At 42.2% G+C, this 11,771-nt stretch carries 13 protein-coding genes; 3 read left to right on the forward strand and 10 right to left on the reverse strand.

Features of this window, described 5'->3' with window-relative positions; all coding sequences use genetic code 11:
- Window positions 1-68 precede the first annotated feature (68 nt).
- Together L6I86_RS06220 and L6I86_RS06225 are read left to right on the forward strand one after the other, a co-directional pair.
- A complete protein-coding gene (locus L6I86_RS06220; RefSeq protein WP_236285695.1) occupies window positions 69-959 on the forward strand; it encodes a DUF1385 domain-containing protein in 891 nt (296 codons plus the stop codon).
- A complete protein-coding gene (locus tag L6I86_RS06225) occupies window positions 956-1,213 on the forward strand; it encodes a hypothetical protein (RefSeq protein WP_236285599.1) in 258 nt (85 codons plus the stop codon). The genes L6I86_RS06220 and L6I86_RS06225 overlap by 4 nt, the downstream gene beginning before the upstream one ends.
- Here L6I86_RS06225 and L6I86_RS06230 read toward each other — a convergent pair.
- Both L6I86_RS06230 and mntR read right to left on the reverse strand, forming a co-directional pair.
- Window positions 1,210-2,187, reverse strand: coding sequence for a patatin-like phospholipase family protein (locus L6I86_RS06230; protein WP_236285601.1), 978 nt, complete (start codon window positions 2,185-2,187; stop codon window positions 1,210-1,212). The genes L6I86_RS06225 and L6I86_RS06230 overlap by 4 nt on opposite strands.
- 110 nt (window positions 2,188-2,297) lie before the next feature.
- Window positions 2,298-2,723 carry a transcriptional regulator MntR gene (gene mntR / locus L6I86_RS06235; RefSeq protein WP_236285606.1) on the reverse strand — a complete coding sequence of 142 codons (426 nt, stop codon included), beginning with the start codon at window positions 2,721-2,723 and terminating at the stop codon, window positions 2,298-2,300.
- Between the two features lie 158 nt (window positions 2,724-2,881).
- Between mntR and splB the strand changes: the two genes are divergently transcribed.
- Window positions 2,882-3,943, forward strand: coding sequence for a spore photoproduct lyase (gene splB, locus L6I86_RS06240; RefSeq protein WP_236285608.1), 1,062 nt, complete (start codon window positions 2,882-2,884; stop codon window positions 3,941-3,943).
- A gap of 3 nt (window positions 3,944-3,946) precedes the next feature.
- Here the strand turns inward: splB and L6I86_RS06245 are convergent, their stop codons facing one another.
- The 8 genes from L6I86_RS06245 to L6I86_RS06280 all read right to left on the reverse strand — a co-directional run bounded on the left by L6I86_RS06245 (window position 3,947) and on the right by L6I86_RS06280 (window position 11,265).
- On the reverse strand, window positions 3,947-4,660 hold the full coding sequence (locus L6I86_RS06245) for a cytochrome c biogenesis CcdA family protein (protein WP_236285610.1): 714 nt from the start codon (window positions 4,658-4,660) through the stop codon (window positions 3,947-3,949).
- A 3-nt stretch (window positions 4,661-4,663) separates the two neighbouring features.
- On the reverse strand, window positions 4,664-5,464 hold the full coding sequence (locus L6I86_RS06250; protein WP_236285612.1) for a metal ABC transporter permease: 801 nt from the start codon (window positions 5,462-5,464) through the stop codon (window positions 4,664-4,666).
- A 12-nt stretch (window positions 5,465-5,476) separates the two neighbouring features.
- Window positions 5,477-6,256 (reverse strand): metal ABC transporter ATP-binding protein, encoded by a 780-nt coding sequence (locus tag L6I86_RS06255; RefSeq protein WP_236285614.1) that lies wholly within the window; start codon window positions 6,254-6,256, stop codon window positions 5,477-5,479.
- 38 nt (window positions 6,257-6,294) lie between these two features.
- Window positions 6,295-7,209: a metal ABC transporter substrate-binding protein gene (locus L6I86_RS06260; RefSeq protein ID WP_236285616.1), complete on the reverse strand. Its 915-nt coding sequence runs from the start codon at window positions 7,207-7,209 to the stop codon at window positions 6,295-6,297.
- Window positions 7,210-7,399: 190 nt separating this feature from the next.
- Complete coding sequence (locus L6I86_RS06265; protein WP_236285617.1) at window positions 7,400-7,804, reverse strand: hypothetical protein; 405 nt, start codon at window positions 7,802-7,804, stop codon at window positions 7,400-7,402.
- Between the two features lie 127 nt (window positions 7,805-7,931).
- Window positions 7,932-9,935: a methionine--tRNA ligase gene (metG, locus tag L6I86_RS06270; protein WP_236285618.1), complete on the reverse strand. Its 2,004-nt coding sequence runs from the start codon at window positions 9,933-9,935 to the stop codon at window positions 7,932-7,934.
- 408 nt (window positions 9,936-10,343) lie between these two features.
- A complete protein-coding gene (yidD, locus tag L6I86_RS06275; RefSeq protein ID WP_236285620.1) occupies window positions 10,344-10,568 on the reverse strand; it encodes a membrane protein insertion efficiency factor YidD in 225 nt (74 codons plus the stop codon).
- A gap of 106 nt (window positions 10,569-10,674) precedes the next feature.
- Window positions 10,675-11,265 carry a transposase gene (locus L6I86_RS06280; protein WP_236285622.1) on the reverse strand — a complete coding sequence of 197 codons (591 nt, stop codon included), beginning with the start codon at window positions 11,263-11,265 and terminating at the stop codon, window positions 10,675-10,677.
- Window positions 11,266-11,771 lie beyond the last annotated feature (506 nt).

The following is an 11,771-nucleotide window of genomic DNA, read 5'->3' on the forward strand; positions in this document are numbered from 1 at the left end:
ATAAGAAGGTGAATCTTGTGGCAGAACAAAACAGTATATACGGAGGACAAGCCGTCATCGAGGGCGTCATGTTCGCAGGAAGAAATGTGCATGTAACTGCTGTGCGCAAAAAAGACGGTTCCCTTGATTTTTTGGAAGTACCTAAGAAAGTGATTCCGTGGGTTCAAGCACTTAAGAAAATTCCTTTTGTACGAGGAATTGTAGGAATTATCGAGTCCAGCGCCAAAGGTGCACAGCATCTGAATTTCTCCGCAGAGTCATTCGCCGAGCAAGAAGGTGAAGTTGACATGCCGAAGAAAGAAGAGAAAGCAGGCATGTTCTCTGGCATCTCCATGGTTCTAGGTGTTGCTTTTGTCGGTGTCCTTTCATTTTTATTTGGTAAATTCATTTTTACGTTAGTTCCAGCTATTATTGAACAGTTTTTGTTTCAAAATGTATTTAGCAATCAGATTCTTCATAATCTTATAGAAGGTGTAATCAAAATCATTTTGCTCGTGGGATATATTTACTTCATCTCTCTTACACCTATGATTCGGAGATTGTTTCAATATCATGGCGCAGAGCATAAAGTCATCAGCGCTTATGAAGCGGGTATGGAATTAACGGTTAGCAATGTACAAAAATTCAACACCCTTCATTACCGTTGTGGAAGCAGCTTTATCGTATTTACCGTTTTAATTGGTGTTGTTATCTACTCATTCCTTCATTACGACGGCATGGTCGAGCGTATTGTACAGCGTCTCATTTTGTTACCATTAGTTATCGGGGTTTCTTATGAGGTATTACGTTTTACGAATTCCCTTCGTGAAGTACCTGTTCTTCGTTATTTAGGGTATCCTGGTCTTTGGCTTCAATTACTAACAACCAAAGAACCTGAAGACAGTCAAGTCGAGGTGTCCATTGCATCTTTTAACCGCATGCTAGAAGCGGAAAAACGAATTATGGAGGGACGGGCATGAGAAGAAAGTTTTCTCCGGTTGAAATTGCCATAGGCGTTTTGATTGCAATAGGCTTGATCGTTAGTCTGCGTGTGTTATTCATTCCTATTCTTGTGCTTGGGGCGATTTTCCTATTGTATAAATTCCCACCTTCCCGTTGGAAGAAACCTTCCATCCCTCGTGGAGCTGAAAAAGGTAAAACAAAGAACGCGAAATTCCGCGTCATTAACGGAACGAAAGATTCCGATAAGGATGATTTCCCGAAATACCACTAAGTCAAAGATTTATGTGGAGGTCGCATCACATATTTCTCATAATTTTCTTCGTAGGTACTGGCAGACCAACTTTTGAAATACGCTTTGGCCGCCAAGAAGCCCGACTCGTACAGTGACATGCTTAATTCCTTGGAGATGGTGAATTGTGTATTCCCAACACCTAACGTAGGAATTTTAACGGTTCGGAAGCGATTCTTCTGTTCAATGTAGCGCTCATCATGCGCACTAAGCATGGTGCTAAAGAGCGCTTCTAGCATCGTGATAGGTCCTCTGATCATATGTGTTGGCATATCACTCTTTCCAACGAGTTGGAAACCAATAACAGGAATGAGTTTAGCACGTGGCATTTCATTGTCGAACACCCAAAGCGGGAAGTTGCTTAACAAACCACCGTCCACGATATAATTAAACTGCTCTGAGAAAGGCTTAGCCTTCTCGGAGCTTTTTATATTCCGCCGGATTCTAACTGGATCGAAGAAGTATGGAATGCTCGTGCTCATCCTCACCGCTTTGGCAACCGAAAGCTTGCCAGGCTCGATGCCGTATTGCGCTATATCATTAGGCAGAACCAATAGCTTGCCCTGTGTAATATCAGAAGCAATAATACGGAGCTGGTTCGGCCCCAGATCAGCAAACGTGCGAACGCCTTTCGCCGCGAGTTGTTGATTGATCCAATGTTCCAAGGCTTCGCCGGAATATAGCCCTTTTTTTAGCAATAAGCGTGCCGCGGGACCTATGATCTTCGTGTTGAAAATAGGAGAGCGTTGCATAAACGACTTGAAAGGTGCTCTAAGGATCAACTCCCTCATTTCTTCCCCCGAATAGCCCGCTGCCAACAAAGCAGCCACAATCGCACCAGAGCTTGTACCCGCGACATTATGGAAGGTATATCCTTGTTCTATGGCTGCGCTCACAGCTCCCGCCAAGGCTATCCCTTTGACGCCCCCACCTTCAAACACGCCATTAATCTTCATACCCTGCATCCTCCTATAGCTCTATTTCGTAGGGCTTCTTAGGTATGTATGCGAGAGCAGTTTGTTTCTATTCCCACAAAAAAAGACAGGGAACCGTAAACGGTCTCTGCCTAATTTTCTGCCTCTAACTCTTTACGAACGTTCATAAGTTCATCTGTACGACTTGGATCTCTTCGAAAGTATTCTAATAATGTTTCGATACACGTAATCGAATCCCAGCTTAAATGATGCTCTATGCCTTCGACATCCTTATATATATTGTCCTCATGGACACCAATTGTCGTTAGAAAATTTTCCAATAGCTCATGACGATCCATCAAACGTTTGCCCATCTTCTTCCCCTTGGGCGTTAGGATGAGACCGCGATATTTTTCATAGATTAAATAATTATCTTTATCTAATTTTTGAATCATTTTAGTTACGGAGGAGGGGTGCACTTCAAGCCCTTCAGCAATGTCGGAAACACGAGCGTAACCTTTCTCATCGATAAGCTTGTATATTCTCTCCAAATAATCTTCCATACTTGGCGTAGCCATTGCTATATTTCCCCCTGCTGTGCGAATTTCTTAGCCATACTGCTTTCCTATCATAATCCATCTACCCAGATGCGGTCAAATCTCCCATGATTTCAAAGCACCTCACTTTGGCACACTAAAATAATAGATTGTCATTCCGATTCGTAAAGGAGGCCCTCATGTCTACTGAGTTGCTTACAAGGCCGCAGCCTAGCACGACGATTTTCGTGCCAGAGCTTGTTTATTTTGAACCAGATGCCCTAAACTATCCCAAAGGTAAGCAAATTTATAAATGGGCAGAACAAGAAGGCCTTGAGATCCATATGACGACCTCTCATAATCAAATCCGCGATTTACCTGGCGAAACTGAATTAGATAAATATCGGATAGCCAAGCGAACCTTAGTCGTTGGTATACGAAAAACGTTAAAGTTCGAGACATCCAAGCCATCTGCCGAATACGCGATACCGATCGCAACAGGCTGCATGGGCCATTGTCATTATTGCTATTTGCAAACAACGATGGGGGCGAAGCCGTATATTCGCGTCTATGTCAATATAGACGATATACTCGGGGCAGCCAAAGGCTATATCGCGGAGCGCGAACCTGAAATCACCCGTTTCGAAGCCGCTTGCACATCAGATCCTGTAGGGCTTGAGCATATTTCAGGTTCGCTCAAACAATTAATCGAGTTTATGGGTGAACAAGAGCACGGTCGCCTACGTTTTGTCACCAAATACCATCACGTAGAGCCATTATTAGATGCGAAACATAACAAGCATACCCGTTTTCGCTTCAGCGTGAATGCCGATTATGTTATCAAAAACTTCGAGCCTGGCACATCTCGATTTCATGAGCGCATTGAAGCGGCAGGCAAAGTTGCCAAGGCTGGATACCCGCTTGGTTTCATCATTGCACCTATAATTTGGCATGAAGGCTGGGAAGAAGGTTATGCAACACTAATTGACAAGCTCTACAACACCCTGCCTGCTGAAGCCACTCACGATCTTACTTTCGAGATGATTCAACATCGTTTCACGAAAACAGCCAAGAATATTATTGAAAAACGATATCCTAAAACGAAGCTGGAAATGGACGAAGAAAAGAGAAAGTACAAATGGGGCAAATATGGGAAAGGTAAATACGTATACAAAGATGAACAAGCAACCGCGTTGAGAGAATTTATCACAGAACAAATCTTTGAGAAATTCCCTCAAGCGAAGATTGAATATTTTACTTGAACCTTAAAATTTCAAGAATTCAGGGGTAATGGAGTTCAACCAAAGGGTGATCTGCGTCATTTTACCTGTATAAAGAAGAATGGCGATTATAATCATTAAGCCTCCGCCAATTTTCATAAGTAGGTTGGAATAGCGTAGAATCCATTTGGTTGAACCGATGAAAAAGGAAAGCACGAAAAAAGGAATCGCGAATCCAAGCGAGTATGAAGTGGTTAGTTGGAACCAGGTGCCCGGTTCTGTTGCCGCTAAAGCAAGAATGGCTGAAAGAATAGGCCCAACACATGGTGACCAACCCGCTGCAAAACCCATACCAACAAAGACAGAGCCAACATATCCGGCTGGCCGAAATTTAATAGAGAGTTTGCGTTCTTTCATTAGCCATTGCGGCTGAAATATACCGAGTAAAAATAAGCCCATTACAAATATTAAAAGTGCGGCGATTTGACGAAGCAAGTCGCGGTAGTCAATAAAGAAGCTGCCGACAAAGCCTGCCGTAAGACCTAAAGCGTAAAAAATAATGGAGAAGCCTACGATAAAGCTTAACGTGTGAAGCATTGTTTGACGCCTAACTTGTACAGTTGTTCTCCCTGACTTAAGTTCACTGACCGAAATACCTGTTATGTAGGATAAGAACGAAGGATATAAAGGTAAACAACAAGGTGAAATGAAAGATGCTATACCCGCCCAAAGGGCGATCCATAAATTAACGGAATCCATGATTTATATCCTCAATCCTCTTTTTAAAATAATCCCAATTAAAATAGCGATAAGGCTCAGAACAACCGTTCCTCCTGGTGCCAGATCCCAAATCCCAGCAACAATAAGACCAACGATGACTGCAATTTCTGAGAATAAAATCGCTAAGAAAACGGAATGTTTGAAGCTGCGAGCAATTAATAGACTGCATGCGACGGGAATGGTCAACAAGGAAGAAACCAACAAGGCACCTACAATTTTGATTGCAACTGAAATGACAAGTGCCGTCAGCATTGTAATCATCATATTATAAAATTTCAAAGGAAGTCCACTTACACTCGCTGCATCCTCGTCAAAAAACATCAAGAAAAATTCTTTGAAATGAAAAGCTATAACACCGATAACTAGCACACACACCACTAATACCACCCATAAATCCGTGGAATCTAACGTATAGATGCTGCCGAACAGATAGCTCATGACATTCATATTAAACCCTTTTCCTAGGGTAAAAAGTAACGTTGCCAACGCAACGCCGCCTGACATGATAATGGCTATGGAGAGCTCAGCGTAGGTCTTATATGCCTTGCGCAGTCTTTCTATTGCAAATGACGCCAGTAAGGCAAATACCAGTCCCACACCTAGTGGGTACACATTGATCAAGAAACCGAGTGCTACACCAGCAATCGAAACATGCGCCAGTGTGTCCCCTATCATAGATAGGCGTCTTAGAACAAGAAAAACGCCCATTAATGGCGCAGTTAGCCCGATCAATAATCCACCTATTAATGCACGTTGAAAAAAGTACTCTGTAAATATGTCCAAAATGCCCGCTCCTTACTGAACTCCGATCATCTCTCGAATCTGGCCGAGTGAATGGGTTAGATTCGTCTCACGGCAATCTTCGGGATCATGGGTATGCTTCACATAAAACTTAATACCGCCGCTTACTTGCTGCGGTTCTGTTCCCAGATACGACTGAATCATGTCCATATCATGGGAGACCATAATGAAGGTCATGTGATGATGCTGATGCATATGCTTGATCATTCGGAAGAAGCCGATCTGTGTTTCGGCATCAATCCCTACCGTAGGCTCATCTAGAATGAGGAGCTCCGGGTTATTCACAATCGCACGAGCTAAGAAGGCTCGTTGCTGCTGACCTCCAGAGAGCTGACCAATACGTCGATCGGCTAGATCTTCGATGCGCATCGCCAGCATCGCGTCTTCCGCTTTTTGCAAATCAGCCTTGGAAAGTCGGCGATACACGTTCTTCTTGGTATACATGCCAGAAAGTACAACTTCCCTAACTGTCGCAGGGAATAAAGGATTGAAGGCATTCTTCTGTGGTACATAACCGATACGTTCCCACTCCTTGAATTGATTCAATGGACGATCAAATAATCGGATTTCTCCACTGGTTGGTTTCAATAAACCAACTAACATTTTTAGAAGCGTCGTTTTGCCCGCGCCGTTGGAACCAATCACACCAACAAAATCCCGCTCAAACACATCAAACTGGAGATTGTTAATCACTGTCTTATTTTCATATGCAAATGAAATCTGATCGATTGAAACGATTTTCTGATGGCATAACATTCTATTACTAGTTTCCATCTGATTACTCCTGACTTACTAAGAATTGTCTTACTTTCTTATTGTAACGCGAGGACTAAGTTTTTCAAGTTTTTGTCCATAATCGAAATATAATCTTCTCCTGTTTCAATCTGCTCTTCGGTAAGTCCCTCTAGTGGATTTAACACTAGAGTGTCCACCTTTGCATCCTTGGCTAACGTCTTTGCCAGCTTATCCGAGACAAGTTCTTCAAAGAAAATATATTTGAGCTGATGATCTCTAATAAAAGAGTTGATTTGTTTGAGATCTTGCGCTGTTGGCTCTGCATCCGGTGATAAGCCCATGATGGACATTTGAGTCAAGCCATAGTCTCTACATAGATATGCAAAAGCATGATGTGATACTGCAATTTCTTTTTTTGTAGTAGTAGCAAGTTCTTTTTTGTATCTAGCGTCTAACTCCAATAATTTAGCGTTGTATTTCTGATAGTTTTGCTCATAGGCATCCTTATGAGTTGGATCCGCCTCAATTAAAGCTGTTTTAATATTATTAGCCATTATTTGTGCATTTAACGGGCTTAACCAGGCATGTGGATCAAATTCTTTTTTATTTTCATCCGTTGTGATCAAATTAGCACCTTGACTTGCTTCTACGACACGTACTGTCGATTTATTTGATAGACTACCAAGGAAATCTTTAACCCAGCCTTCAAAGCTTGCGCCTTGATATACGAAAACTTGAGCCCCTGACATATTTTTGATATCCCTGCTTTTTGGAGACCAGTCATGTGGCTCCACACCAGCTGGGACTAGATTTATCACATTAACATAATCGCCGCCAATTTGTTTCGTGAAATCATACAAGGGATAAAAACTAGTTACAACATTCACTTTCCCCTCTACTAATCCAGCTTTCGAACTGCTACATCCCGCAATGCAGAAAGCAACTATTATCAATAAAGCTATGTAGATATAACGCTTTGCATGTCTTGTCATTTGAATAAACACCTACTCTAAATCGTAATTTTTTTTATTAACGCTTTGATTATACGAGGTGGGTTTATTGAAGTCAATATATCTGGAGAGGAAAGTCAAAAAAGCCAGCTGCATCGTTCACAGCATGGCCATTTCTAAATTCACCTATGATTTCCCTATGTTTTGTTTTACTTTACATATGCGAGGTTGATTATTCTTCAGAACCTCCAGAATCGCTTGAATCTCCTGAATCACTCGAGCCTCCGGAATCCCCAGAATCGTCAGAGCCTTCTTTCCCAATCTTAGCTTCTTTGGCTTTTTGTTTTTCCTCGCTGCTACCTTTTATTGGTTTATCTGACTCTTCTTTCAACTTTTTATAACGCTCTTCCGATTCCTTAATGAGTTTAGCATCCTGCTCTTTTTGATATTTGATCACTTCATTGTACATTTGATACTGCTTTTTCAGTTCTTGATCAATCACACTTTCATTTTTAGCATCAGCTTGTTTTTTTTCTTCTTCCTTTTTCTTCTGGCCTCCACCGAATAACGAACAAGCTGTTAAAGTGATGATCAATATTGCTAAAGTTATCCCTTTTCCTATACGTTGTATAAGCATCTTATTCACTCCGTGGTTAGTTTCCTATAGCTTGCCCTTTATCATCAAAAATACCCTCAACTTAGTCACAAAAAGCAAAAGACCCTTTCCCAGAAAATCTGGGAGAGAGTCTTCGTGCATAAGGCTATTATTTCACGATCGCACCATTCGGCATCGAATCCGGAACGGTCGCCAGTGTGAGCTGATCGCCGTGTGAAGCAGCGAGAATCATACCTTGAGACAGCTCGCCGCGCAGCTTGGCGGGCTTCAAGTTTGTGACGCAAATAACTTTGCGTCCAACAAGATCATCGGGCGTGTAGAACTTCGCGATGCCCGAAACAACCTGACGCTGCTCATAGCCGAGGTCAAGCTGCAGCTTGAGAAGCTTGTCGGCGCCTTTCACAGGCTCCGCCGAAATCACTTGGGCCACGCGCAGCTCCACTTTGCCGAAATCGTCGATCCCGATTTCTTCTTTGGGCTCCGGTGTTGGCACAGAAGCATTTGCAGCGGATGCTGGCACTGCTGCTGCCTTTGGTTCTTCGGTGCTTTCCGATGCACCTCCACCCATGGCCTCGACGATGTAGGCGACTTCTGCCGCTACGTCGAGTCTAGGGAACATCGGCTCTCCTTTCTGCACCTTGGTGCCTGTAGGGAGATGCCCAAAGGACTGAACGCTCTCCCAGGCAGTCAAGCGTGGTAAATCCTCCGTAGCTAAGCCTAACTGTTCCCAGATCAGTTCCGGTGTCTTCGTCAAGAAAGGACGAAGAAGAACAGACGAGATGCGCTGAGATTCCGCCAGCACATACATGACCGAGCCTAGCGTTTCGCGCTTGGCTTCGTCCTTCACCATCGACCACGGCTGTGTTTCGTCGATATATTTGTTCGTGCGGCTAATCAACTGCCACACCGCGGATAACGCAATGGAGAACTCCATTTTCTCCATCGATTCCTCATACTTAGCAACAGTTGTACGAACCGTCTCCAGTAGGCTTTCGTCAAATTCAGTAGCCCTTGGAAGATAGGCAGGAATTCTACCAGCAAAATATTTATCGATCATCACAATCGTACGATTCAATAAATTCCCCAGATCATTAGCTAGATCATGATTTACACGTTCAACAAAACTCTCAGGTGTGAAAGTACCGTCTGCTCCAAATGGCACTTCACGCATGAGGTAATAACGAAGAGCATCCAAACCATAACGATCGATAAGTGTAACAGGGTCCACAACATTCCCTTTGGACTTGGACATTTTGCCATCCTTCATAAGCAGCCAGCCGTGTGCAAATACCTTTTTCGGCAGAGGCAAATCAAGTGCCATTAACATAATCGGCCAATAAATCGTATGGAAACGCACAATTTCCTTGCTCATTAAGTGCACATCTGCAGGCCAATATTTTTTGAAAATCGTCTCATCGTCAGAACCATAACCTAGTGCTGTAATATAATTGGAAAGCGCATCAATCCAAACATAAATGACATGCTTTGGATCTCCAGGAACTTTAATTCCCCAGTCAAAAGTCGTTCTCGAAACAGCCAAATCCTCTAACCCTGGTTTAATGAAGTTGTTCAACATCTCATTCTTACGTGATTCCGGTTGGATGAAATCAGGATTTTCTTCATAATATTGAACTAGTCTATCCGCATACTTACTCATTCTGAAGAAATACGTTTGCTCCTTCATCTTCTCCACAGGACGCCCACAATCAGGGCATTTCCCATCAACTAACTTGCTCTCCAGGAAGAAAGATTCATCTGGAATACAGTACCAACCTTCATATTCGCCTAAATATATGTCACCTTGATCGAGTAAACGCTGAAAAATCTTAGCAACCGCATCCTTATGTCGATCTTCTGTTGTACGAATAAAATCATCATAAGAAATGTCCAGTTTCGCCCAAAGTTCTTTAATCCCAGAAACGATATTATCCACAAATGCTTGTGGTGTTGTTCCTTTTTCTTGCGCCTTACGTTCAATTTTCTGACCATGTTCATCTGTACCTGTTAAATACCTAACATCATAGCCTTGTAACCTTTTGTAGCGAGCCATGGCATCTCCAGCAACTGTCGAATACGCATGCCCAATATGCAGCTTATCACTTGGATAGTAGATCGGTGTGGTAATGTAAAATGTTTTTGATTGTTCGGACATTATTCATTCCTCCAATAGCGGTTATTAGAAAACACAAAAAACCCTCATCCATCTTGGGACGAGAGTTGAACTCACGCGGTACCACCCAGGTTCCCCCGCCTTTCACAAGCTCGGGGCTCAGTAAGTCTATTACGACTTGCCCATTAACGCTGGGACACGAGACCAGCTCACTCTCTGGCTAAGTTTGTGTAAGCACTTGCTTTACACGCTTGCACTGAGTAGCTCGAAGGTCTATTCTCCGGGACCATATTCCAAACATTCTCCTATACCGGCTTTCACCTGCCCCGGCTCTCTGTTTATAGGCATCTGGTTGTACTTATCCGTTCATCGAAATAAACAATATTTAGCATCTTTAAGCACAATATATCGAAAAAAACAGCCTCATGTCAAGCCGACAGATTCACTATATTAATTATCTCTCTTTGCAGGCACGTGGTCCACACCACCTGGGTGAAAAGGATGGCATTTGCAAATTCGTTTCACTGATAACCAGGAACCTTTCATAGGTCCATGAACCTCAATCGCTTCTAACGCATATTGCGAACATGTTGGATAAAATCGACATGTTGGTGGTTTAAGCGGCGAAATAAACTTCCGATAAAAATGGATGGGAGCTTGAACAACCCTTTTCATCAGTATTCTCCTAATTCTTCGTAAAGTTGTAACCTTCACTACCATCTTGACTGAAAATAAGAATCCCGTCAAATACTTACTATGCTATCTGTGGCTTCTAACTCAATCATAACTGAAAACACTTCAGGAATCTTGAGTATAAATGAATAGACACAAATGTTTTCATCAGCGATCGCTGAGTAAGTTTGGATAATTTGACTTTAATACATGTTTTGAGATCAAACGGATCACACCAATTATCGCTGTTCTTCGTCATAGGAAACTTTGATTTAGTTGATTCAGAGCGAACAGATTTCATTTTCATTTTGCGCAAAGTAAGTAATCTGCTCTCCTCAACTTTAATTGCTAAACAAATTTTATCAATGAGCAGCTTAGCACTTCTATAATTAATATTAAGAATCTCTGATAAACCGTAGGCAGTAATTTCAACACCGCTTTTGAACATAAGCTGGATAGCTTTGAACCAGGTTAATAACGATAATTTAGATTTATGCAAAATTGTGCCCGCGGTTATCGAAATCTGCATTCTACACTCTTTACACTCCAACAATCTACGTGTACGAATTTGAAAAGCTTCATGGTGATCACATCGCGGACAATGAAATCCATTAAACCAACGCAAGTTCATAAGAAAATCCTCACACGCCTCTTCTGTTTCACAAAATGACGCATCACTAGCAATTGATTTAATATTCATATCCAATCACCCCTTATGAGAACTGATGTTCTATAAACTCATTATAACAAACGAACGTTCGCATGTAAATGAATAATTTTATATTTTTTTCCAATTTGGCCACAAAATCTTAGGGATATCTCGCAAGGGTTATATTCGCAAGAAAACAAAATCTGTGATATGTACAAGTCAAAGTATTTTTTAAGTTCGACAGATCATTTAACTTCGACTATTTGAACTACTTGAAATGTTCAATTCAATCCGCCGTGACTTGTAGATAGCACAGATTTTCGTTCTTAGCGGAATATCTTCCCTCAAGGTTATAGGTGATCACCTAGGGTTAAAATTTCAACAGCAAGTCGTTTTGTAAAAAAGTATTGTAGATATCTCAGATTCCGGTAATAGATTGTGGGTAAAACTGCTTAGGGCTTAGATGGTGCATCAGTAATGTTTCAAGTTGAGGGTTCAGGGAGGGCGGGAGTCGGGGTTTGAGGTTTGAGGTTTGAGGTGCGGGGTTTCGGGTTTGG

The sequence above is a fragment of the Paenibacillus allorhizoplanae genome (assembly GCF_927798215.1).
Lineage (GTDB): Bacteria > Bacillota > Bacilli > Paenibacillales > NBRC-103111 > Paenibacillus_E > Paenibacillus_E allorhizoplanae.

Bases quoted from the DNA above. Each gene is read 5' to 3' on its own strand.
- L6I86_RS06220 (WP_236285695.1), top strand. From the start codon at position 69: ATGTTCGCAGGAAGAAATGTGCATGTAACTGCTGTGCGCAAAAAAGAC.
- L6I86_RS06225 (WP_236285599.1), top strand. From the start codon at position 956: ATGAGAAGAAAGTTTTCTCCGGTTGAAATTGCCATAGGCGTTTTGATT.
- L6I86_RS06230 (WP_236285601.1), bottom strand. From the start codon at position 2,187: ATGAAGATTAATGGCGTGTTTGAAGGTGGGGGCGTCAAAGGGATAGCC.
- mntR (WP_236285606.1), bottom strand. From the start codon at position 2,723: ATGGCTACGCCAAGTATGGAAGATTATTTGGAGAGAATATACAAGCTT.
- splB (WP_236285608.1), top strand. From the start codon at position 2,882: ATGTCTACTGAGTTGCTTACAAGGCCGCAGCCTAGCACGACGATTTTC.
- L6I86_RS06245 (WP_236285610.1), bottom strand. From the start codon at position 4,660: ATGGATTCCGTTAATTTATGGATCGCCCTTTGGGCGGGTATAGCATCT.
- L6I86_RS06255 (WP_236285614.1), bottom strand. From the start codon at position 6,256: ATGGAAACTAGTAATAGAATGTTATGCCATCAGAAAATCGTTTCAATC.
- L6I86_RS06260 (WP_236285616.1), bottom strand. From the start codon at position 7,209: ATGACAAGACATGCAAAGCGTTATATCTACATAGCTTTATTGATAATA.
- L6I86_RS06265 (WP_236285617.1), bottom strand. From the start codon at position 7,804: ATGCTTATACAACGTATAGGAAAAGGGATAACTTTAGCAATATTGATC.
- metG (WP_236285618.1), bottom strand. From the start codon at position 9,935: ATGTCCGAACAATCAAAAACATTTTACATTACCACACCGATCTACTAT.
- yidD (WP_236285620.1), bottom strand. From the start codon at position 10,568: ATGAAAAGGGTTGTTCAAGCTCCCATCCATTTTTATCGGAAGTTTATT.
- L6I86_RS06280 (WP_236285622.1), bottom strand. From the start codon at position 11,265: ATGAATATTAAATCAATTGCTAGTGATGCGTCATTTTGTGAAACAGAA.